The 23,357-nt window shown below is 47.4% G+C and carries 23 protein-coding genes, 1 pseudogene and 1 other annotated feature; of the genes and pseudogenes, 1 reads left to right on the top strand and 23 read right to left on the bottom strand.

Annotated elements, in window-relative coordinates; translation table 11 throughout:
• Positions 1-127: 127 nt before the first annotated feature.
• From G5A70_RS16090 to G5A70_RS03760, 23 genes and pseudogenes are all read right to left on the bottom strand, one after another.
• Positions 128-385: pseudogene (locus G5A70_RS16090) on the bottom strand (BMC domain-containing protein); the annotation flags it as partial.
• 53 nt (positions 386-438) lie between these two features.
• A complete protein-coding gene (gene eutL / locus G5A70_RS03865) occupies positions 439-1,089 on the bottom strand; it encodes an ethanolamine utilization microcompartment protein EutL (protein ID WP_173748233.1) in 651 nt (216 codons plus the stop codon).
• 50 nt (positions 1,090-1,139) lie between these two features.
• Positions 1,140-2,036, bottom strand: a complete 897-nt coding sequence (gene eutC, locus G5A70_RS03860; RefSeq protein WP_330489604.1) for an ethanolamine ammonia-lyase subunit EutC — start codon at positions 2,034-2,036, stop codon at positions 1,140-1,142.
• Between the two features lie 13 nt (positions 2,037-2,049).
• Positions 2,050-3,417, bottom strand: coding sequence for an ethanolamine ammonia-lyase subunit EutB (locus G5A70_RS03855; RefSeq protein ID WP_173748230.1), 1,368 nt, complete (start codon positions 3,415-3,417; stop codon positions 2,050-2,052).
• 60 nt (positions 3,418-3,477) lie between these two features.
• A complete protein-coding gene (gene eutA, locus G5A70_RS03850; RefSeq protein WP_173748228.1) occupies positions 3,478-4,905 on the bottom strand; it encodes an ethanolamine ammonia-lyase reactivating factor EutA in 1,428 nt (475 codons plus the stop codon).
• 22 nt (positions 4,906-4,927) lie between these two features.
• The gene (locus G5A70_RS03845; RefSeq protein ID WP_173748226.1) at positions 4,928-6,340 is read right to left on the bottom strand and encodes a sensor histidine kinase; all 1,413 of its coding nucleotides are present in this window, start codon (positions 6,338-6,340) and stop codon (positions 4,928-4,930) included.
• Position 6,341: 1 nt separating this feature from the next.
• Positions 6,342-6,911 carry an ANTAR domain-containing response regulator gene (locus G5A70_RS03840; RefSeq protein ID WP_173748224.1) on the bottom strand — a complete coding sequence of 190 codons (570 nt, stop codon included), beginning with the start codon at positions 6,909-6,911 and terminating at the stop codon, positions 6,342-6,344.
• Positions 6,912-6,935: 24 nt separating this feature from the next.
• Positions 6,936-7,391, bottom strand: coding sequence for a EutP/PduV family microcompartment system protein (locus G5A70_RS03835; protein WP_173748222.1), 456 nt, complete (start codon positions 7,389-7,391; stop codon positions 6,936-6,938).
• Between the two features lie 25 nt (positions 7,392-7,416).
• Entirely contained in the window at positions 7,417-7,764 is a 348-nt protein-coding gene (gene eutS / locus G5A70_RS03830) for an ethanolamine utilization microcompartment protein EutS (RefSeq protein ID WP_173748220.1), read from the bottom strand.
• A gap of 16 nt (positions 7,765-7,780) precedes the next feature.
• On the bottom strand, positions 7,781-8,917 hold the full coding sequence (locus G5A70_RS03825) for a 1-propanol dehydrogenase PduQ (RefSeq protein WP_226853499.1): 1,137 nt from the start codon (positions 8,915-8,917) through the stop codon (positions 7,781-7,783).
• Positions 8,918-9,240: 323 nt separating this feature from the next.
• Complete coding sequence (locus G5A70_RS03820) at positions 9,241-9,597, bottom strand: SpoVA/SpoVAEb family sporulation membrane protein (protein ID WP_173748218.1); 357 nt, start codon at positions 9,595-9,597, stop codon at positions 9,241-9,243.
• Positions 9,598-9,609: 12 nt separating this feature from the next.
• Complete coding sequence (locus G5A70_RS03815) at positions 9,610-10,623, bottom strand: stage V sporulation protein AD (RefSeq protein WP_173748216.1); 1,014 nt, start codon at positions 10,621-10,623, stop codon at positions 9,610-9,612.
• Complete coding sequence (locus tag G5A70_RS03810; RefSeq protein WP_173748214.1) at positions 10,623-11,099, bottom strand: SpoVA/SpoVAEb family sporulation membrane protein; 477 nt, start codon at positions 11,097-11,099, stop codon at positions 10,623-10,625. Before G5A70_RS03810 ends, G5A70_RS03815 begins: the two co-directional genes overlap by 1 nt.
• 120 nt (positions 11,100-11,219) lie before the next feature.
• Positions 11,220-11,636 (bottom strand): stage V sporulation protein AB, encoded by a 417-nt coding sequence (locus tag G5A70_RS03805; RefSeq protein WP_173748212.1) that lies wholly within the window; start codon positions 11,634-11,636, stop codon positions 11,220-11,222.
• Positions 11,636-12,250 carry a stage V sporulation protein AA gene (locus G5A70_RS03800; RefSeq protein WP_173748210.1) on the bottom strand — a complete coding sequence of 205 codons (615 nt, stop codon included), beginning with the start codon at positions 12,248-12,250 and terminating at the stop codon, positions 11,636-11,638. The genes G5A70_RS03805 and G5A70_RS03800 overlap by 1 nt, the downstream gene beginning before the upstream one ends.
• 70 nt (positions 12,251-12,320) lie before the next feature.
• Entirely contained in the window at positions 12,321-13,034 is a 714-nt protein-coding gene (locus G5A70_RS03795; RefSeq protein ID WP_173748208.1) for a SigF/SigG family RNA polymerase sporulation sigma factor, read from the bottom strand.
• An 8-nt stretch (positions 13,035-13,042) separates the two neighbouring features.
• Entirely contained in the window at positions 13,043-13,486 is a 444-nt protein-coding gene (spoIIAB, locus tag G5A70_RS03790; RefSeq protein ID WP_173748206.1) for an anti-sigma F factor, read from the bottom strand.
• Between the two features lie 12 nt (positions 13,487-13,498).
• A complete protein-coding gene (locus G5A70_RS03785; protein ID WP_173748204.1) occupies positions 13,499-13,834 on the bottom strand; it encodes an STAS domain-containing protein in 336 nt (111 codons plus the stop codon).
• Positions 13,835-13,958: 124 nt separating this feature from the next.
• Positions 13,959-15,431: a tetratricopeptide repeat protein gene (locus G5A70_RS03780; protein ID WP_173748197.1), complete on the bottom strand. Its 1,473-nt coding sequence runs from the start codon at positions 15,429-15,431 to the stop codon at positions 13,959-13,961.
• Between the two features lie 9 nt (positions 15,432-15,440).
• Complete coding sequence (locus G5A70_RS03775; protein WP_173748188.1) at positions 15,441-15,590, bottom strand: hypothetical protein; 150 nt, start codon at positions 15,588-15,590, stop codon at positions 15,441-15,443.
• Positions 15,577-16,884, bottom strand: a complete 1,308-nt coding sequence (locus G5A70_RS03770) for a bifunctional folylpolyglutamate synthase/dihydrofolate synthase (RefSeq protein ID WP_173748186.1) — start codon at positions 16,882-16,884, stop codon at positions 15,577-15,579. Before G5A70_RS03770 ends, G5A70_RS03775 begins: the two co-directional genes overlap by 14 nt.
• Positions 16,885-17,032: 148 nt before the next feature.
• A complete protein-coding gene (locus G5A70_RS03765; protein ID WP_173748184.1) occupies positions 17,033-19,114 on the bottom strand; it encodes an LTA synthase family protein in 2,082 nt (693 codons plus the stop codon).
• 17 nt (positions 19,115-19,131) lie between these two features.
• Positions 19,132-21,780, bottom strand: a complete 2,649-nt coding sequence (locus G5A70_RS03760) for a valine--tRNA ligase (RefSeq protein WP_173748182.1) — start codon at positions 21,778-21,780, stop codon at positions 19,132-19,134.
• Between the two features lie 88 nt (positions 21,781-21,868).
• Positions 21,869-22,107, bottom strand: a binding site (T-box leader).
• A 179-nt stretch (positions 22,108-22,286) separates the two neighbouring features.
• Here G5A70_RS03760 and G5A70_RS03755 point away from each other — a divergent pair.
• Positions 22,287-23,345 carry an endonuclease/exonuclease/phosphatase family protein gene (locus G5A70_RS03755; RefSeq protein ID WP_173748174.1) on the top strand — a complete coding sequence of 353 codons (1,059 nt, stop codon included), beginning with the start codon at positions 22,287-22,289 and terminating at the stop codon, positions 23,343-23,345.
• Positions 23,346-23,357 lie beyond the last annotated feature (12 nt).

Below are 23,357 nucleotides of genomic sequence, written 5' to 3'. Positions count from 1 at the left end.
CGGACTTCTGTACGGGCTGCTCTTTCTGTTCTTCGGCGGGTGTGTTCTCCGGCTCTTCTGCTGATACTTCTGCCGGGGATTCTTCCGGTACCATATCAGCTTTCTTCCGGTGTTCAGGGTGTGCAGTGAGCATGCTCTTTACGTCCTTATCAGGCCGCGGAATCACATGCACGCTTACCACTTCTCCCACTCTTTCGGCTGCAGCCGCTGCGGCATCTGCCGCAGCTTTCACTGCACCTACGTCTCCTTCGATAAGCACAGTCACCAGACCGCCTCTTACCCGAACCACATCTACCAAAAATACATTGGCAGCCTTTAATGCACTGTCCAAAGCCTCTACTGCCGTAAGGTAGCCGTATGTCTCAATCATTCCCAGTGCATTCATGCTTTACCTCCGCCAGGGATGCCGCCTGTTCTTTTCTGCGGCTTTCTCCCTGTTTATTCTTTAGGATTCTCAGCCACAAATTCTACCGCCGCTGCAAAAGCGTCACAGGCAGCCTTGCACGCAGACTGGCTTCCTGTAAGCAGTGCGCCGCCGAAGTTCGTTTCTGATGGCGGTGCGTACAGTACGCACATTTTTACATCTGCTGCTTTTAAAGCGGCATCTACGCCGTACATCGCTTCCAGAGGCGGGGCGATAAGATAAGCCAGGGCCTCTCCTTCCTGAATGCCTGCGCCTTCGGAAAGGTAAGAACCGGTTCTGGAAATGCACTGTGCATAGTAAATAATGGAATCATCTTCGTTTGCGGAAATGAAATATGCCTGATTTTCAATCATGTCCACGCAGGCTTCCAGTCCGCTCCTGACTTCTGCAGGGTTGGGACCTGCCAGAATTCCGATGATCTCTCCTGCCAGTTTGGTATTTGCATTTGCAGCGCCTGCATAGAAACTCTTTGCATAAACCACTTTTACATCTGCTTTTTTCGTTGCTTCATCAAGAGCTGTATAGGTAACATCATCACTGTCCGCCGTAATCAGGGCCAGAGATTTCATTCCCGGCTCCAGATTCAGTTCTTTCGCCATATCCGGGCTCACATTGGGGATAATTTTGGATGCAAGGACTGTAGCTCTTACTGGGTCTCGTTTCATGGATTTTCCTCCTCTTACTCTCTGAATTTATTTTCACTTGCCATAAAGTCTTACAGTTTCAAATCCGTTCCGCTGGCTTTGTTATCCAGAATCTTTTTAATGATATCTGCAATATGGGCGCCAGCCTCAGCCGGTATGGTACCTGCTTTGTGAATGTTGGAAACAACGGTTCTTCTGGCCTCCGGCATTCCCACAGTCGCTTTGTATGCAATGTATGCAGACATGGATTCTGCGGTAATCAGACCGGGACGTTCTCCGATTAATACACAGGTCACGTCAGCGCCTGTAATTTCAGAAACCTGGTCCATAGCGCCTACACGGCCGTATTTTACAAAGAAAGGAACTCCTGTGTCGATTCCGTAACTCTTCAAGCCCTGTTCAATGGCAGGAAGCACATCGCCTACATTGGCTGCAACGGCTGCAGAGCTCAATCCGTCCGATACGAAAATCTGTACCGTTGGGTGCATTTTGCATTTTTCTTTCACGGTTTTTACTGCTTCATCGCTCAGTTTTCTTCCCAAATCCGGACGAGTCAGATATACATCTTTGTTCTCACACTGTGTCTTTACGGAAAACAGTCCCATGCTGTCAATAAAACCCTGGTCCACATCAGAGAATACGGCGTCCTGTGCTGCGGAATGTGCGGCCCGGAACTGCAGTACCGGGTCTGTTTTATATCTTGCCCCCGCCTTGCCGATTCCCAGACGGCAGGGCGCATACTGTTTCAAATCGTAATAAGCTTCTTTATTTACCGGGTTCTCTACCAGATACTGTTTGCGGATATCCACTTCTGTCACATCAGGAATGCAGCCCTCTTCGATTTTCGGCTCTTTACAGCAGGACGCACAGCCTGTAACCGCGGTTTCTTTTTCTTCTTTATTGGAATCCAGATTCATTTCCTGCAGAACCTGTGCAATGATTGTTCTTAAATCGTTTTCGTTTACCAAGATATGCTACCTCCTATTTCAAAAATACTGATGCATCTCCTGCCAGCGGTGTCAGTTTGCCGTCTTTGGAGAATCCCATCTTTTCCAGCCACATATCGAATTCGCGGATTGGGCGAAGTCCGAATACTTCTCTTAAACTGGCCGCTTCGTGATAACCGGTACACTGGTACATCAGCATACAGTCATCGCCTTCCGGAACCCCCATAATGTAGTTGCAGCCTGCCGCCACCAGAAGCGTTGCCAGGTTTTCAATATCGTTCTGGTCCGTCTTCATATGGTTGGTATAGCATGCGTCGCAGCCCATAGGAATACCGGTCAGTTTACCCATAAAATGGTCTTCCAGACCTGCGCGGGTAACCTGTTTGGAGTCGTAGAGATATTCCGGTCCGATGAAGCCAACCACCGTATTCACCAGGAACGGATTGTATTTCTTTGCAAATCCATAGCATCTTGCTTCCATGGTTACCTGGTCCCAGCCGTTATGAGCTTCGGAAGAAAGTTCCGAACCCTGTCCTGTCTCGAAATACATAACGTTGGGGCCTGTGCTGGTGGCTTCTCTCATCATCAGATCATGGGCCTCGTCCAGCATAGCTGCGGTCAGACCAAAGGCTTCATTTCCCTTCTGAGAACCTGCGATAGACTGGAACATCAAATCAATGGGCGCATGCATTTTACGAATAGCCTCCATCTGGGTGGTCACATGGGCCAGTACGCAAATCTGGGTAGGAACTTCCCATTTATTTTTAAATTCATCAAAACTCTTTAAAATTCTCGCTACACTTTCCACAGAATCGTCTACGGGATTCAGACCGATAACCGCATCCCCGCAGCCAAGGCTTAAACCTTCCATGACAGAGGCCATAATACCTTTCGGGTCATCTGTGGTATGGTTTGGCTGCAGACGGGAAGAGAAGGTTCCCGGAAGTCCGATGGTGGTGTTGCAGTGTGCGGAAATCCGGATTTTCTTTGCCGCATAAATCAAATCCAGGTTGCTCATCAGTTTGCAGACAGCTGCTACCATTTCACTGGTAAGACCTCTGGAAGCACGCTTAATCATATCGCCTGTGGTTTCTGTATCCAGAAGCCATTCTCTGAACTCTGCCACGGTTTTATTTTTATGTTCTCTGTAAATCGCCTCGTTTACACCGTCCTGAATGATTCTGGTCACTTCATCCTCTTCATAAGGCACGGCAGGATTGTTCCGCAAATCCTCCAGGGTAATGTGGGAAAGCACTACCTTTGCTGCTACACGCTCTTCTGCTGATTCTGCTGCAATACCTGCCAGCTTGTCACCGGATTTCTCTTCATTGGCTTTTGCCATAACTTCCCGAAGAGATTTAAATTCATATACCTTTCCAAATAATTTAGTTTTAAGAATCAACTCATTTCACCTCTACTTTTCTATGGTTCCCTGCTGCTTTGGCTTCTGCCCTTTCCAGCTTCAGGAATTAAAAATCAGCGTCTTTGTCACCACCGGCACCACATGTCCGTCTGCGACAGGCTCGCCGATGTCAATATAGTCACCGCTTTGTGCATGGATTCCGTCAATACAAATCACATCTTTTTTTCTCTCCATCAGGACGTTGAGTGCGTTCCCCAGAACCTTGGCAATGTCGTTTTCAATGACCAGAATCAGAGGATACGGTCCTTTTATCACCCGCTCGGCCCCTTCCATCACCAGGGCTGCCAGTTCCTGAATCTGCCGGAAACTGGTATGATACTTTCCCGAAAAAGCAATGGCCAGCTGTTCCGGTTCTCCTTCTGATTCATACAAAGCCAATCCCTTCTTCACTGCTTCTGCAAAGAGCACCGGATTTTCTTCGTCCTCCTCGGAAATCTTCAGCACCGGAATGTTTTTTATCGGCAGTTTTTCTCTGGCATAACGGATGGTACTGCCGCTGACGTCCGTGGTATGGGTTCCCGCCCCTACTACCGTGGCCCGTATGGTTTCCGCAGCAGGATAAATTTTGATTTTCTCAAAGGCACTGCAGTTTTTCACTGCCCTTGCCAGGAGGATTCCCACGTCTCCATAACGGAACACCTCCTCTTCTTCATGAAGCATACAATCTGCCACACCGCCGGAAAAGGTTACGGCCTGAATCACCGGCTGGCGGGGCAGAGGCTTTCCGTTATTGGTGTATAGCCCTGCATGAAATCCGTCGGGTTCTTCTATGTACAGAGCCATGGCAAGCTGCTGGGCCATGTATTCGCAAACCCGGTACAGCGTTTTTTCACAGGCACGGTCGCCCACCTGAATCTGAATACCATGGCTTTCTGCCAGCTTCTGAATACTGGGGAAAATATAAGAAATCTTTCCGTTTTCCACCTTGATAAGCCGTCCGCCAATATCCAGACAAGCCGTGCCCTTTGGTATGCCTTTATAAAAAAACGCAATGTTGCTGGTACCGCCGCCAATGTCAATGTTGGCTACAACCTCCCGCTTCTCTTCAGAAAGCCGGTCGCTCCCCGCGCCTTTGGCAGAAAGTACGGATTCCAAATCCGGGCCTGCTGTTGCCACTACAAAATCTCCCGCCATATCGCTGAGGGTTTCCAGTACACGGTTGGCATTCTGCTTTCTGGCCGTTTCTCCTGTGATAATCACAGCACCGGTCTGCAAATCCTCCGGCTTTCTGCCTGCCTTTTCATACTCTTTCCGGATAATCTCCTTTACCTTTGCCGCATCAATCTCCGTCTGGGATTTCAGCGGAGTAAAATAAATACCGCTTCGGTAAAAGACCTCTTTGTTTACAATGCTGATTCTGGGTACTGTATAATTGCTTGCCAGGTTTTCTATGGTCAGCCTGCTGAATATCAACTGGGTGGTAGAAGTCCCAATGTCAATTCCCACACTTAGTATTGTTTCCTGCAAAGACTATCCCTCCCTTTTGCATTCACTTGGAAATACTGATAAAGTCTGCTGTCTCGTTGATAAAATCAAAGCTTACCTCGGTTCCCTTTTCGTCAGAGCGGATTTTCAGGCTTCCGTGCAGCTTGTCCTGCACCATGGTACGGACAATGTTCAGTCCCAGACTGCCTGTCCGCACGTTTTCGGGCTCGAAACCGACGCCGTCATCTGTTACGGTAAGTCTGGAGTACACTTTTCCCTTTTCTATACGAACAGATACATTCCCTTGTTTCCTGTCGCGAAAAGCATATTTCATGCAATTCTGAAGCAGTTCGTTGACAGACAGCGCCACGGAAGTCGCTATCTCAGAATCCACTGTCATGTCTTCTCCCGTAATTTCCAGATTCAGTTTTAAATCTGACTTCAAAAAAGGCTGTACCGCATTGCGCCTGACATTTTCCAGGACTTCCATAAGACTGACACAGGCTTCTCCACTCTGGGAAAGAAGCTGATGTGTGGCTGAAATGGATAAAATCCGACTGATACTTTCGTTTAACACCCGCCGGGTTTCCTCATGCTCTTCTCTTCTGGCCTGAAGCCTTAAAAGGGAAGCTATGGTCTGAAGATTGTTCTTTACCCGGTGGTGCAGTTCCTTCACTGCAACGGATTTCAGCACCAGATTCTTCTCCTGCTCACGATTCCAGGTAATATCCCGGATAATCACCGCAAACGGAATCTCCTTTTTCATCAGGGGAATCTGCCTTACCCGCAGATAATAGTTTCCGCAGTGAACCTCCTTCAGTCGTTCCATGCTGTCTTTGGTGCCGCTCCACTCTGTCAGGCAGATATTTTTGTACTTCTGCCCCAGGATGTCGCTGACATAACCCAGATTCTGAAAAAGTTCCCTTGCGTACAGGTTGCGAAAAGACACCCGTCCCTTGTAGTCCACCAGCAGAAGCGCTTCATCTATGCTCTCTGTGAGCCATTCATTCTCGTTAATCATATGGTTCAGCGGTGTCTCAATGGCTTCATAACTCTTTCCTTCCTCCTGGTTCTCCTCATCCTCTGCAATGCGTTTTTCTCTGATGAGTACCCCGATAACCCGGGAATTGTACTTGATGGGTTCCACGGACTGAATGGTGTAGTTATTTTCCTGTGTCCTTGCTTTCATGTACTTTGTGGCAACTCCCAGACGAAAAGTCCGGGCCACAGCCGGTTCGTTTTCCTCTTTTGCAAGCATGCCCACCACGCTGCTGCGGTAAGCAGAGGGAACTTCCTCCGGCTTTGCTTCTGCCACCACAATGGCGTCCTTATCCTTGCAGGGGCAGTCCACAAAAATATCTGCTGCCTCCAGATTAGCCAGAGGCTGAAGGGTTTGGGCCATCATTTCAATTACCTGAATCTCCTCCTCTGAAAGGTCTGTGTATTCCCTGCAAAGCTGCTGTATCAACTTCTGCATCCTATTTTCCTCTGCGTATCAAAATAATCTCTGCAACTTTTTTCATGGAAATATTCTTTTCCCGGCTGATGTTGCGTATGTAGTCATAAGCCTGCTGTTCAGAAAGTCCATTTTTACTCATAATGACTCCTTTTGCCTGCTCCACCAGGGTTCGGCTTTCCAGCCGCCTGGTTACGCTCTGACACTCCTTTTCCAGCCGCTTCATGGTTCTGTTCCTCTCTACCGCAATCTCAAGCCCCGGCAAAAAAGTTCTCTCATCTACCGGCTTTACAAAATAAGCGCTGACATTGGCCTCCTTTGCTTCCTGGACAAATTCCCGGTCACAGTAGGCCGTGAGAAGCACTACGGCTTCTGCCAGTTTCTCCTCTGCAATAATCTTAGAGGCGGTCAGCCCGTCTAAAAGAGGCATCTTCACGTCCATGATAACCAAATCCGGCTGTTCCTTTCTGCACATTTCCACCACATCAAAGCCGTCTGCTGCCTCGCCTGCCACTGTATATCCTTCCTTTTCCAGAATTTCCTTTAAATCCATTCTGATAATCGGCTCATCGTCTGCAATGATTACTCGCATGTCTCCTGTCCTTCCTTGTACCCTTTATTCCCCGCTGTCCGGGGATAAAAACTCCAGTAATTCTTCAAATCCGGTTCCTGCATAGCTGCTGGTAACAAAAATCTTTCCTGCTCCTGCATTTCTCAAATATTTCTTTGCATCTTCTATCTGCTTTTCCCCTGCCAGGTCACTTTTTGTCACAACTCCGATACAGGGTTTCGCAAAGGTGCTGGAATATCCGGGAGGAAACATGGTGCCTTCCTCATCCGCCTGCTGAACCAGAATAATCAAATCCGCATCTGTGGCCGTAACGGTAAGAGCGCCTCTTAAATAAGTTCGTTCCAGATATTCGCCGGGTGTATCAATCATAGTTCCATTGACCACCTGAATGGTCTGGGTTTTATGGTATTTCAAATCCTCATTGTTTATGTACTGGCACAGGGTTGTCTTCCCGGCCATGGACCGTCCGATGAGAATCACCCTTTTTTGTTTCCTATCCATCTTTCTCTCCTGCCTTTTCCTGCTGTCAGGACCTTGTAATCGGTGCAGGCGCAAATCCCATGGCATCACAGAGCACACTCATGACATCGTGCAGTGCGGCTTCCACTCCTGCTACGTCTCCGGTAATAATCAGGGATCCGTTAAAACGGTCTACAAAACCGATTTTTACGTCTGCGGCCTTGCTTGCCACATCTGCTGCGATGATGGCGGCTTCACTGGGGGTAATGGTAAAAATCCCAATGGCGCCTTCTGCATCAATCAGTCCCATTTTCCCATACAGCGCTTCTACAGGGTGGGGAATCACATGGGCCAGCGTCACCTGCTTGCCCGGAACAAATTCCTGTATAATTCTCTCTTTTTTTTCTTCATACATGACTGTCTGCCTCCCCTTAAATCAGCCGTCCCGTATAGGCTCTTAAAAATACGCCCCGAATATCTTCCTTTGAGCATGCTCTTGGATTCGTCTTTGTGCAGGCGTCCTGATAAGCGGCTTCCACCATCTCATCCAGCACTGCGTCAAAGTCCTCCCTGGAAACCCCCGCTGCTTCAATACTGTCAGGAATATGCAGTTGTTTCATATACTGCTTTGTGGTACGAACAACGCTGAAAGCACTCTGGCGGATACTCGGTCCGTCCAGCCTCAGCACTCTGGCAATTCTGGCATAACGCGCCGCCACTGGCGTCAGCTGCTCGTGGCAGCCTGCGTTAAATGCCATCACATAGGGAAGTAAAATACCGTTTGCCCGTCCATGGGGAATATGGAAATGCGCGCCCAGGGTATGGGCCATTCCATGATTCAGTCCCAGTCCCGCGTTGCTGAATGCAAGTCCCGCCAGGCAGGATGCGTGGTGCATCTCCTGTCTTGCCTGCAAATCGTCAGGATTTTTGTAGACCTTCATCAAATTGCTTCTGACCAGCTTCATCGCTTTCTCAGCCGCAGCGTCGGTAAAATCATTGGCCCCTGTGGATACAAAGGCTTCCACGGCGTGTGTCAGTACGTCAATTCCTGTGTCTGCCGTAACGGCCGGCGGAACAGAACGTACCAGTTCAGCGTCCAGAATCGCTGCGTCAGGAAGCAGTTCATCGGATACCAGCGGATATTTCGCTGACTGCTCCGGGTCGCTGATAACCGAGAACCGGCTGACCTCAGAACCGGTGCCGCTTGTGGTAGGAATGGCAACGAAGATTCTCTTCTTGTCCAGACCGCCCTGTACGGACAGCCAGTTCATGGCTTTCGCCGCGTCAATGGGCGAACCGCCTCCCAGTGCAAATAAAACCTGTGGCTGAAATTCCAGCATTTTTCCAATGCCTTTGGTAACCGTAGCAATGTCCGGGTCAGGCTTTACTTCAGAAAATATCTGATATGCAATCTTCCTTGCTTCCAGCGGTTCTGTCAGATAACTGACTTTCCCGCTTTCATGCATAAACCTGTCCGTTACAATAAACGCCCGGCTGACACCCTGCAGAATTTCGTCCAGCCCGTCTTTCCCCATGAAAATCCGGGTCTTTAAAACAAACTCTCCCAATGTAATCCTCCTTTCTGAAACGAAAAAAGTGCCTGGTTTTCCCTTCGCATCCAATCAATACGAAAAACCAAGACACTCCAACGCTCTTAGATTAATCCATTCGCACCTGCTGCGTCGCAGATACTCCTAAATTGCTGTTATTGTAGCACACGAAAGTGTTTCTGTCAACTTTGTTTAGTTTTTTCCTCTTTTTTTTGTTTTAATATACATTTCCACCATATCTTTTTATCCATTTCAGAAAACTAGTTAGCTAACTTACTTTTTTCTCCGTATTTTCATTTTCTTTTCATACAGTTTTACTTTTTACGCTTCCCGTCTTTACCTTAATTCTTCATCTTCGGACGGAAGAGAATGCTTGCGACGTATCCGAAAATCAAAGCTGCAGAAATTCCCACTGCACTGGCGGTAAATCCTCCCATGAAAAGTCCCAGAAAACCGTGTTCCAGCACAGCCTTCTTCACCCCTTTAAATAAAGTATTGCCAAAACCCAGCAAAGGAACACTGGCTCCGGCTCCTGCAAAAGAAATCAGCTTGTCGTACAATCCCACACTCCCAAGCACTGCTCCGGCACATACCAGAAGCACCATAATTCTTCCCGGCAGCAGCTTTGTCTTTTCCAGAAGAATCTGTACCAGAGCGCAAATCAGCCCGCCTACCCAGAATGCATTTACATAATCCATCTTCTCTTCTCCTCAACAATGTTCTATCACAACAGCCTGGGCAATGCCCGGCACGCTTTTTCCCTCGTTGTAGCTGACCTTGGAGAGCAACGCTCCCGTAGGAACAAAAAGCACCCGCTTCCATTCCCCCTTTTCCACCTTGGGCAGAATATAGCCGGCCAGAGTAACGGCTGCACAGCCGCAACCGCTGCCCCCGGCATGGGTATCCTGGGTATCCGCGTCGAAAATTTCTATGCCGCAGTCCATATGCTGTTTCTCAATATCAAATCCTTTTTCTTTCAGCAAGTCAAACAGAATTCTCTGCCCCACCTGTCCCAAATCCCCGGTGATAATCCGGTCGTAATCTTCTGGAAGCCGGTTAAAATCCATGAGATTCTGATAAATGGAATCACAGACTGCAGGCGCCATACAGGCTCCCATATTCATGGAATCCTTCAGACCAAAGTCCACAATTTTTCCTGTGGTGATTCCCGTAATCCTTGCCTTTCCGCCCTTTGTTCCCAAAATGCAGGCCCCACTTCCCGTCACCGTCCAGGTAGCAGAAAGAGGTCTTTGGCTTCCGTATCCCAGGGGAAAACGGAATTCCTTCTCTGCACTGGCAAAATGACTGGACGTGACTGCTGCCACATATTCTCCATATCCTCCTGCCACAGCCATGGACGCCAGAGAAAGTCCCTCTCCCATAGTTGAGCATGCTCCATACAGACCGTATACCGGAGTATGAAATCCCATAATACCGAAAGAGGAGGCAATGGTCTGCGCCAGTAAATCTCCAGCAAAAATCATCCGCAGCTGCCACTTCTCAATCCCCGCCTTTTCAATCGCCATGGAAACCGCTTCTTTTTGAAGAAAGCTTTCTGCCTCCTCCCAGGATTTGCGGCCAAAAAGTCCGTCCGCTTCTCCTATCCGGTCAAAACACTTCCCCAGAGGACCGTCCCCCTCTTTTTTTCCTACAATAGAGGCTGCGCTTAAAATATGCACGGCCCGTTCAAACTGTACGCTTTGTTTCCCTATCATCTGTTCCATTACACAATCCCCCACATATGCAGAAAGTAATAAATCAGTCCCAGAAAGAATGAGGTTAAAATCCCATAGAGAATCACCGGGCCGGCTATGGTAAAAATTTTACAGCCGATGCCAAAAACCTGTCCTTCCTTCTGGTATTCAATAGCCGGAGCTGCTACGGAATTTGCAAATCCGGTAATAGGCACTAAAGTTCCGGCTCCACCCCATTTTGCCAGCTTGGGATATATGCCGAATCCGGTAAGCAGGACACTGGCCAGTACCAAAAGCAGCGAAGTCCATGCACCGCTTATTTCCTGGTTCATCCCCATGTTTTTGCAGATATTTAAAATCACCTGTCCTGCCACACAAATCAGTCCACCCATGATAAAGGCTCCTGCCATATTCAGAAGCAGGCTGTGGGTAGGTGTTTTTTTCTTTACGTATGCTTCGTATTCCTTGGCTTTTCTCTTTTGCTCTTCACTTTGTGGTGTTGGCATGAGAGGATACCTCCTTTTTGTATTTTGAGAGAGGAACTGTGTCCTTAGAAAACGAACGCTTTCCCACTCTGAGTTAGTGTGTGCGGGTTTTCGATTTTTATTCCAGTTTGTTTTCCCTGGTTATTTCCAGAGAAAAAACTGCAGAAGACTTCCCAAAATCTTTCCCAGGGCTATGGACAGGATAATGAGCGCCGTTCCTTTTTTCAGACCCAGGCGGCGGGACATAATGGCAAAGACATTGACCACTTCGCCCAGCGCAATAATCCAGCTTCCCAAAAAAATGCCAAAGCACAGCGCCATAATTCCCAGAAAAATCTTACCAAAAGGCAGCGAAAACTCATAGACGGATACCAGATTTCCCAAAAAACTGCCCAGCATAAGGCAGGTTTCGTACAAAAGGATGTGATTGGCTGTATGGGTGATTCCTGCAAAACGGGGGATGATACCCAGCTCAATAATAAAAGCGGCGAGCGCGGTAGCTACCACAGCGCCGCCGCAGAAAGCCGCTGCTGCCGCCACAGCTTCACCGGGCCACATCACAGTTTTCCTCCTCTGTTTTTTACCGCTATGAGGGTACGGTTTACATCATCTTCGTATACCCGCATCTGCACCTCCATGGGGGTTGGGTCCTGGGTCAGCTTTCTGTGTCCGAAGTGGTTGAAAAAGAACACTACCCCAATACCGATACCCACGGAATAGCAGAATTCCAAAATGGTATGACCCGTGGAAATTTCCCCGGTAAACTGACGGTAAAGCTGAAAAAACAAACCAGACATATTTACATCTGTATTAAAGGTCATAATGGAAAAAGCGCCTCCAAAGAAGGTCAATACACATACCAGAACTGTTTTCAGCCAGCTTATCCACTTTCTGGGTTGATTTTCCCCCTCATAAGTTACAATAAAATCCGCTTCTCCAATATGAGTCACGTCTACGTTTGGTTCCGCTTTTGCCACTGCGCAGACCAGGTCTGCCGCGGAAATCACATACCGCCCCGGCTTTTCATCGGGAATGGAAAACACTTTGCGGATTTTGTTGCGGTTTAACACTTTAGAATCCCCGCAGGCCAGCTTGGCCACATCCTGCAGATACACCTCCGGCTGATAGACTTCTACATTTTTCTCTGTCTGTATATATAAAATTTCACTCATCTGACAGCCTCCTTGCTTTTGCTTTGGAGATTAGTATGGCTGATTTTCCGTAAAATATGCCTTTTTGTGCCTAGAGATTTGCCCGCAGTCTGTTTAAAATTTTTTTCTCCATGCGGGAAACCTGTACCTGAGACATTCCCATCTGCTGCGCAATGCTGCTCTGGGTTCTGTCCTGAAAGAAGCGCAGGTAAATCAATTCTCGCTCTTTGCGGTCCAAAGTTCCGAGAGCCTGTTCTAAAAACATACGGTTCACCACCATTTCCTGCTGGTTTTCCTCCAAAGGCAGCTTGTCCTCCAGCGAAATTTCATTTCCTTCGCTTTGGTAAATGGTTTTCTGCAGAGATTCCACCTGTCCCTGAGAGTCCATGGCCAGTACCAGCTCCTCTCTGGTGATTCCAAGTTCCCGGGCAATTTCTTCCATCCGGGGCTCTTTCCCCTCCTTGAGGAAAAGTTCTTCCCGGACCGTGTAGGCTTTAGCCGCAGTTTCCTTTAAAGACCGGCTGACTTTTACCATGCCGTCATCTCTTAAAAACCGCTTGATTTCTCCGGTTATCATAGGCACGGCATATGTGGAAAACCGCACATCATAGGAAGTATCAAATTTGTCAATGGCCTTTAAAAGACCGATACATCCAATCTGTATCAAATCCTCCATCTCCACGCCCCGGTTCTGAAACCTTCTGGCAATGCTGTGAACCAGTCCCATATTGTTTTCTGTCAGTATCTCTCTTGCTCTCTTATCTCCCTGGTGCGCGCGCCCGATAAGGGCAAGAATCTCATCCATATAACCTCCTACTCAAAAACCGAATTCTGCCTTCCGATGATTTTTTTCATGGTTACGGATGTGCCCCTGCCCGGACAGGATTCCACCGATACTCGGTCCATAAAGGCCTCCATAAAGGCAAACCCCATACCGGAGCGGTCCTGTTCCGGCTTCGTGGTAAAAAGAGGTTCCATGGCCCTTTTCACATCCTCGATGCCTTTTCCCGTATCCCGGATAATGACTGTCAGTTCTTTATTCTGACAGAAGCACTCAATGCGGATAAGCTCTGTTTCTTTCTCGTATGCATGGACAATACAATTGGTAATGGCCTCAGACACTGCGGTTTTAATATCCGCCACCTCCTCCAAAGTAGGATTCAGTTGAGTGGCAAAGGCCGCCACAGCTATTCTGGCCAGCCCTTCATTGCAGGAACGGCTCTCCACTTCCAGCACCATTTTGTTTTTATGTTCCATTCTTCTCCCCTCCTATCGCATCTTGCGGTTCCATACCGCTTCCTGGCTGATTTCAATGTGTTTATAAATCCCGGAAAGCTGCATAATGCGCCAGATTCTATCGTTGACATGAATGGCGCTTACTGTGCCTCCGCAGCAGCTTAAAAGCCGCTTTCTTCCCATAATCATACCGATTCCCGAACTGTCCATAAAGGTTGTGGCAGAGAAATCAAAGACCAGCTGGCGGACAATCCCCTTTTCCAGCTCCTGATCCAATGTCTCTGTTATCTGCTCTGCAAAATGATGATCCAGTTCTCTGGGCACATAGACAATCAGCCGATTTCCCCGTTTTACCATGTTTTCTTCCATTCTTTCTTCCCCTTTCTGCAATCACTTTCCCTGCTGTGCCAATAGGTCTGTCTTTGTAGTTAAGAAGAAAAGGACGCATACTCTTTCGTATGCGCCCTTTTCTTCAAGGTTTCTCTGTTGTTTTCTATTCTTCGCCGTCCTGAGTTACAGGTTCTCCTGTGCTCTGCCCGGACTGGGCGTCATCATCCCCGGAGTTTCCTGCCGTCTGACCGCCGTTGGCCTGCATATAGTCTGCAGCGTCCTGGGCGGTATCGGTTCCCGGATACTCGTCTATGATTTTCTGATACCATTTGTTGGCATTTTCCGTATCGCCTTTCTTGTCATAAGCCTGAGCCAGGTTAAACATGGTATCGCTATCCTGTTCTCCGATGTTCAAAGCCTTTTCCAGATTGGAAATTGCTGTATCATAATCCCCGGATTCCATAGCAGAAGCCGCTTCATTTTCATAATTAGACTTCACGGTACTGCCGATTTCGCTCATCATACTGTCATACATACTTTTCGCCTCTACGGAAAGCGACTCTGCATTGACACCCTCTATGGCATTGGCTGCTGTGCTGTAGCTGCCCTCCCGGTAAGCCTGCCATGCTTTTATAAGGTTTTCGTAGCCGGAAGCCTTTGTATTTGCCTGCTCAATCTGGCTTTGCGCTGTGCTGACAGAATCTGTAGAAGCGTCCATCTCTTCCTGCATGCGGTCTAACTCCGCAGACAAAGTTGCCATTTTATCGCTGTATTCCACCACCTTTTTGTTGGCTTCCTGATTGATTTTCTGGGTTTTGGCCGGCACCACCAGAAACCACAGGGCTGCGGCTCCTACCAGGAGTCCCAGAACCAGATTTACCAGAGTATTGGTAATCGACTTTTCCCGGTACTCCGGAGGCTGGATAATGGTATCATTTCCCGAACGGTAAACCACACTTCCATCCTGCTTTTCCACTTCCTTTTCCTTCATCTTAAATCTGGAATCCAGATTGGTTGCACGGCCGGTCTGTTCCTCGATTTCTCTTAAAAACCGCAGGGTGGTGGTATTGGTTTTATCAATGCGGGCTGCAGCTTTTAATCGCTTTCTTGCCTTTTCGTACTCCCCTTCCTTCATGTAAATCAACGCCAAAAGGTGGTACCCCTTAATCAGCTTGGGGTTGTTGGAAAGCACTTTTTTCAGCTGTATCTTCGCCATATCGGGATTGTCATCTCTGCAGTATTCCAGACACTGATTATACTTTTTAATACTGGTGTTAATCATATCCAGACGGTTGGCGTTCTTCTGCAGTTTATCAATATACCCGGAAGCAGGATTTCCCTCAGGCATCATATTTTTGCTGATAACCCACTGGCTTAAAGCTGCCACTACTTCCCCTGTTTCAAAATAAACCAGTCCCAGCAGATTTCTGGCCTGAATATTCAGCTTATTCATTTTCAGACTTCGCTTCAGACAGGTAATGGCTCCTGACAAATCCCGAATCTGGGCTTTTTCCAACCCCTGATTATAATACAGACCGGACAGGGCATAGACCTTTTTCAAGGCCTTCACATTGCACCCGCACTTTGGGCAATAGTCCGAAGCCGTCAGTTGTGCATGACATACAATACAATTCATAATCTTCTCCTATTTATCCGAAGTGCTTTCGTTCTCTTTCAGCATTTCTTTCAGAACATCTATGACGTCTGTCAAATCCTGTTGGTAAATGGCCCCTTCTGCGTCGTCCACATCAAGACAGGGCTGGAATTTCTTCAGTTCTTCCTCATAATTTATCATGTATATTCCTCCTTACATAATCCTTAATCTCCCCCGCCAGATACAGTGAACCTACCACAAACAACAGGCCGTCTCCCTTCTTTTCATAAGCCAGTTCGAAGGCTTTCCCCGGATTTGGCTCTACAAACACCTGACTGCAGCCGTTTAAGCGGAACAGTTCTGCCAGTTCCTTTGCAGACTGCTTTCTGCTGCCCCAGATTTCCGTAGTTACCACATTGGCAAACTGCAGGCCTTTGCAGACTCTCTTTATCATATCGGGAAATTCCTTGTCCGCCACAGTAGAAAATAACAGAGTAATCGGATACTCCTTCTGGAAATAAGACACGGTTTCCACAAATCTGGCGATACCGTCTTCGTTATGTGCGCCGTCTACAATGACGCCCGGAAGAATGGTCTCCATGCGCCCCTGCCATTTTGCGCCGCCAATGCCTTTTATCAGAGTTTCTTTTTCCAGACCATGCTCCTCTCTCAGCACGCCCATGGTTTCCAGTGCCAGTGCCGCATTCATCATCTGGTATCTGGCAATAAATGGAACGAAAAGCTCTGTTTCGCCATAAACCCCGGAAGCAGACAAAAAGCGAATTCCCTCCGGTGTGTAATTCAGCAGCTTCTGCCGGCTTTCCTTCACCTCATACCAGGGACAGCCCAGTTCTTCCGCTCTGGCTTTTATCACCTCTGCCGCCTCTTTCCGGTTGCCGTCAAAAATGACAGGTACTCCTTTTTTCATAATACCCGCTTTCTCTCCTGCAATTTTCTCAATGGTGTCGCCCAGATATTCCACATGGTCCAGACTGATGGATGTAATCACGCAGGCCATGGGAGAAAGCACGGAATTGGTGGCATCCAGCCTTCCGCCCAGTCCGGTTTCCAGAACAATGTAATCCACATCCTCCTGTTTAAACACAATCATTCCCATCAGAAACAGAAATTCAAAATAGGTGGGGTGATAATCCCCCTCCTCTACCAGACGGTCAGCCAGATTCTTTACTTCCGTAAATGCCTCTGTAAATCTCTGGTCTGAAATCATGACTTCATTAATCTGAAACCGTTCATTGATTTTCACCAGATGAGGGGAGGTAAAAAGGCCGCAGCGAAATCCTCCCTGTTCCAGCATGGAGGACAGAAAAGCACAGACGCTTCCCTTTCCGTTGGTTCCCGCTACATGAATAATTTTTCTATCTTTATCAGGACTGCCCAGAAGGTCCAGACATTTCCTGGTGTGCTCTAATTTATTTTTCGTTGTAAATTTCGGTATATTCTCAATATAAGCCACTGCTTCTTCGTATGTAAACAAGATAGTTCCTCCTGTCTTTTGCCTCTAATGCAAAGTACCACTTCACTGTAATGGAGCGCCATACCCTTCGGTACGGTCACTTACCATTATAATGAAGTGGTGACAATATGCAAGCAAATTATGTCGGTTTGCTAAAAAGTTTTTCGCTTTATTCTTCCTTTTCCGTCTGGCTCTCTTCTGTCACTTCCGTCTCCGGCTCTTCGGTGCGGATGGGTTCCAGGACAGCCTGGTTACTGCCCTCTGCGGGCTCATGATAAATATATTTCTCTGTTCTCGTGAGAACTCTGTGGGTGGAACTGTTGCTTCGGATGGCAATATCCACCGTATCGTTTTCCTTCAGTTCTGTATCCAGAAGCAGCAGCGTATTCTCATCTACAAAGTTGGCTGCCACCAGTTCGCCGTTGACCTCCAAAAAGGCCGACTGGGTCAGGTTTTTACCCTTGATATAATACTGTCCGTCGGAAATTTTCTCTATGCTGTCAAGCTGTGCATCTTCCACACCCAGATGCATTTTCACCCGTTCAAAAGGATTTTTGCCTCCGTAGACATACTTCTCTCCATACAGAATGTCATACTGCAGCATTTCCAAATCCACCTGATAATTCTTAGTATTTCTTCTGGCTTGATGGAAGCGGAATACATTGCCCTCGTGAATGCCTACCCGGTCCATGACCTCTGCGGCCATCTGATAAGCGGCCAGGTTTTTATCTTGCTTCTCCAGCCCCATGTTATCCCAGATAACATACTCGGTCTGGAAAAGGTATTTATTCTTCACATCCGTAACGGTCAGTCCCATGGTGGGCAGATGGTCGCCGTACATAACCAGCACCACATCTTCGTCCAGCTTGGACAGTTCATCGGTCAGTTCTTTTATAAACTGGTCCATTTCATAAATCTGGTTGCAGTAATACTCCCATTTATAATTTTCTGCCTGACTGCTGGCGCCGCTGACCGTAATCTTGGGATTTTCCAACACAGGTTCTTCCGGATAATCCCCATGTCCCTGCACAGAAATGGTATACACGTAATCCGGCCCTTCTGTAGACTCCATGGCCTGCAGGATATACTTGGTCAGGTTATGGTCTCTCACCCAGTCATTGGGATTCGTATCGTCCTGTTCTGACATATACTCCTCAGACGTAAAACTGTCAAAGCCAAGATTGGCAAATACATTTTTTCTTCCGTAGAAGTTCGCCTCATTATTATGAATGGCATGGGTTCCATATCCCAGACTTTTCAGCACGTACGCTGCGCTCTCACAGGTGGTTTCCTTCAAAATACTCTTGTAGGGATATTCTCCTGGTCCGAAATAGCGCATACTCATGCCGGTAATGGATTCAAACTCCGTATTTGCCGTACCGGCTCCTACGGAAGGAACCTTAAAATACCCCGAAGAATATTCCTGCATAAGTTTGCGGAAATTAGGAATAGGATCTTCGGAAATATTCAGATACTCCACCAGTTCCGGGTCAAAAAAGGATTCCAACTGCAAAAACAGAATATTGGGTCTTTTCTCTCCCGTTTCCGGCAGACTTTCCTCGCTTTTCACAATGTTTTCCACAGCTTCTTCTGAATAATCTCTTGGAAGCCCAATCCCTGTATTGAAAACTGTAGTAGCCAGACAGTACGGATATCCATAATCTTCATAAGCAAAGGCGATATTTCCGAAATAATTCGATAACACCCTTTTTTCCAGCGCCAGCTTCGTAGTACCTGCAAAAGCAGCAATTCCCACGGCAATCAGAGGAATATTCAGCTTATAACGCATTTTCCCCTGATATCTGGGTCCTTTGAAAAACAGGATAATGAGCCCGATAACTGCCAGCACTGCCACAATGACCACTACCACGAAAAAGAAAGGGGACAGATATCTGTCCGCAATCTGAAACGCATCGGTAATCAAATGCAAATCCGGTCCCGTAAACGGAGTTACACGGTTGCTCAACAGTACACCGTTAATAATACCCAGTCCCATCCAGAAGATAAAAAGAATGGTTCTCCAGAACACTCTTCTTCTGAACAGATACACAATCAGCGTTGTTGTAAAAATTAAAAAGGCATTATAAAGGAACACCAGAGGGCGTTCCTTCATAAAATCCACGGCTTCCCAGAGGGAATGTCTGGAAATTGCCTCGATAAAGAAGTATCCGATGCAGACGGCCAGCATCTGCAGCGGAACGGAAAACATATTAAGATACTCAATACTTAATATCTTTCTGGTTTCTTTCATAGCGTTCTTCTCCTTAATCAGGGCTGAAGCTGTGCAAGTCTTAACTTCACCTGTTCCATCATATTGGTATAACGCTCTAATTTCTCGCGTTCTTCGGCTACCTTGCTTTCCGGTGCCTTACTGATGAAACGTTCATTCTTCAGCATACCATTTACGCGCGCAAGCTCTTTTTCCAGTTTTTCCTCTTCTTTTTTCAGTCTTTCGATTTCCTTCTCAATATCCACCAGTTCGGCAAAAGGCATGTAAATCACAGCTTCTGAGGTCACTGCGGACACCGCGTCGTCTGCAATGCCTGTCTTGTCTGCCTGTACCAGCACTTCGCTGGCATAACCAAGAGAGGCAAAGAAAACTTTTCCGTTTTCAAATACTTCTCTTACCCCTTCGTTTTCAGACACTACATAAACTTTTGCTTTCTTGCTTGGCGGTACATTCATGCCTGTGCGGACATTACGGATACTTCTTACCGCCTCTTTCATCATTTCCACAGCTTCTTCGTCTGCTGTGAAATTCCATGCTTCTGTAAATTCCGGCCAGGAAGAAATCATAATGGATTCTTCTTCCGGACACAAAGTGCAGAAAATTTCCTCTGTGATAAACGGCATGTATGGGTGCAGCAGTTTTAATGCATTGGCCAGAACCGTCTTCAAAGTCCACAGAGCCGCGGCTTTTGTGGTGTCTTCTTCGCTGTAAAGACGGGGTTTCACCATTTCAATATACCAGTCACAGAATTCCTCCCAGATGAAGTCGTAAACCTTCTGTACGGCAATACCCAGTTCGTATTTGTCCAGATTCTCTGTCACATCTTTGGCCAGTGTATTGACTTTGGAGAGAATCCACTTGTCTGCGCCGGTCAGTACAGATAAATCAATGTCTGCCGGAACCTCTGCTTTTTCCAGGTTCATCATAATAAATCTGGAGGCATTCCATACCTTATTGGCAAAGTTTCTGCTGGCTTCGACCCTCTCCCAGTAGAAACGCATGTCATTTCCAGGCGCATTTCCTGTCATCAGAGTCAGACGCAGGGCGTCGGCGCCGTATTTGTCGATGACTTCCAGCGGGTCAATGCCGTTTCCAAGGGATTTGCTCATCTTGCGTCCCTGGGAATCTCTTACCAGACCATGAATCAGCACATGATGGAACGGTGTCTTTCCTGTCTGTTCCAGACCGGAGAATACCATACGGATAACCCAGAAGAAAATAATATCATATCCGGTTACCAGTACGTCTGTCGGATAGAAGTAATCCAGTTCCTCTGTGTTTTCCGGCCAGCCAAGGGTAGAGAAGGGCCACAGTGCAGAGGAGAACCAGGTATCCAGGGTATCCTCGTCCTGATGCAGGTGGGTGCAGCCGCATTTTGGGCATTTTTCCGGCATTTCTCCTGCCACAACAGTCTCCCCGCATTCCTCGCAGTAGTAGGCCGGGATTCTGTGTCCCCACCAGAGCTGACGGGAAATACACCAGTCTCTGATATTTTCCAGCCAGTGCATATAAATCTTGTCAAAACGCTCCGGCACAAATTTCAGATTACCGTCCTGTAAAGTCTGAATAGCCGCTTCGCCCATTTCCTTCATGCGGACAAACCACTGCGGTTTAATCATAGGTTCTACCGTAGTCTTACAGCGGTCATGGGTTCCTACGCTATGGGAATGAGGAACTACTTTCACCAGAAGTCCCAGCTCCTTTAAGTCCTCTACCATGGCCTTTCTGGCTTCGTAGCGGTCCATACCTGCGTATTTGCCGCCCAGTTCATTGATGGTAGCGTCATCGTTCATGATATTGATTTCCGGAAGGTTGTGTCTCTTTCCTACCTCAAAGTCATTGGGGTCATGGGCCGGAGTAATCTTCACACAGCCGGTTCCGAATTCTTTGTCTACATATTCGTCTGCCACAACCGGAATTTCTCTCTCTGTCAGCGGCAGCTTCAGCATTTTGCCTACCAGGTCTTTGTAACGCTCGTCTTCCGGATTTACCGCGACTGCAGTATCTCCTAAAAGGGTTTCCGGACGTGTGGTTGCGATTTCTACGAATTTTCCTTCTTCGCCCACTACCGGATAATTGATGTGCCAGAAAAATCCGTCCTGGTCCTCATGCTCTACCTCTGCGTCAGAAATAGAGGTCTGACATACCGGACACCAGTTGATGATTCTGGAGCCTTTGTAAATATAGCCTTTTTCGTACAGTTTGATGAAAACTTCCTGCACCGCTTTGGAACAGCCCTCGTCCATGGTAAAACGCTCTCTGTCCCAGTCTGCGGAAGCACCCAGTTTCTTCAGCTGGTTGATAATTTTTCCGCCGTACTCTTCTTTCCATTCCCAGGCATGTTTTAAAAATTCTTCTCTTCCGATTTCGTTCTTGTCAATGCCCTGCTCTTTCAGCTTCTCGATTACCTTTACCTCAGTGGCAATAGCTGCATGGTCGGTTCCCGGCTGCCAGAGGGCTTCGTATCCCTGCATTCTCTTAAAACGGATGAGAATATCCTGCATGGTTTCATCCAGGGCATGTCCCATGTGCAGCTGTCCCGTAACGTTTGGCGGGGGCATAACAATGGTAAATGGTTTTTTGTCTCTGTTTACCTGGGCATGGAAGTATTTGTTGTCCAGCCATTTCTGGTAAATACGGTCTTCCAGCCCTTTCGGGTCATAAGTTTTTGCAAGTTCTTTGCTCATAGTTCCTCCTCTTTGCGGTTATTGGAGACTGCTTTGGAATTTTCTGCAAACAAAAAGCCCCTCCATAACCATCTTTCAAAAAATAGTTACAAAGGGCGACTGTCATCGCGGTACCACCTTTATTTATCACTCTGAAGTCCCTTAACGCAGACGACGCGTGGAAACCTACCAAACCCTTTTCTCTACTTTTTTCTGTATCAAGCCGATTCTTCAGTTCCCCGGTTCAAAAGCTACCTTCCGTCTCTTCCCTCCCAGACAATCTTTCAGCCGGTGAATTGTCCTCTCTGCCGGTTTCCAAGACGTACTCCTCTTTCTCATCACCTTTTTCTGAAAAATATCATAAGCACAAAGCCCGTCTTTGTCAAGACGGGAAATTCTAAAATCTTTCTAATCTTCCTGCTTTCTTCTTACTTTCCATGTTCAATTTCTGTGCATTGTGTTACAATGAGCGGAGAAAAATAAAATCTATATAAAGTGCTTTTACTTTATATTCAGGAGGTAACCATATGAGCAAAACAAAAAAAATCCTGAAAGCCGTGGGGATTCTGCTTTTATTTGCAGTAATTCTGCTGATTATCGGCATTGTCTGGCTGACCATTCGGGAATACCGTCCAAAAGCCGTGGAAACGCTGACTCCCCCTTCCGGCGTCCGTACGATTTCCAATGAAGATACCTTCCGCGTGATGACCTTTAACACAGGGTACGCAGGACTGGATAAAACCGAAGATTTCTTCATGGACGGCGGTCATGAAGTACAGCCGGACAGTCAGGAACAGGTAGAGGACAACTTAAAGGGCATTGGGGAAATTCTCTCTGCCAATCCTGCAGATGCCTATTTTCTGCAGGAAGTAGACACCGATTCCAAACGCTCTTATCATCTGAATGAAGAAACGTATTACGAAAATATCCTGGACATGGACGGTGTGCTGGCTTACAACTTTAAATGCGATTTTGTTCCCTATCCCCTGCCACCTATCGGAAAGGTAAACAGCGGAATTTTAACGCTTACGGATTTACATACTTCTTCCGCTTCCAGAATCTCTCTGCCGGAATCCTTCTCCTGGCCGGTGAAAACCTGCAATCTGAAACGGTGTATGCTGGAGACCCGTATTCCTTTAAAGGGTACCGAGGCTGAACTGGTTCTGATTAATTTCCACCTGGAAGCCTATGACAGTGGGGAGGGCAAAGCAGCCCAGAGCAAAATGCTGGCAGAAAAACTGGCTCAGGAATACGCTGCGGGAAATTATGTCATTGCAGGAGGCGACTTTAACCAGACGTTTGAAGGCATGGATACCTATCCCATACACAACAGCGAAAGCTGGGTTCCCGGCACTATCGGTCAGGACGACCTGCCGGAACATTTTTCTTTTGCCACCGATGACAGCTATCCTACCTGCCGCCTGTTAAACGCCCCCTATACCGGCTCTTACGAAACTTCTCAGGTGTATGTTCTGGACGGCTTTATTGTGTCTGATAATTTAAACGTTTCTGATGTTTCTGTTGTCAATACGGATTTCGCCTACACAGACCATCAGCCTGTTATGCTGGAAGTGGAGTTCCAATAGGAACTCCACTTC

It is taken from the genome of Blautia hansenii (genome assembly GCF_013304445.1).
Taxonomy (GTDB): domain Bacteria; phylum Bacillota; class Clostridia; order Lachnospirales; family Lachnospiraceae; genus Blautia.
Note: the sequence above shows the minus strand (reverse complement) of the source record. Positions and strands in the feature narration are given on the sequence as shown.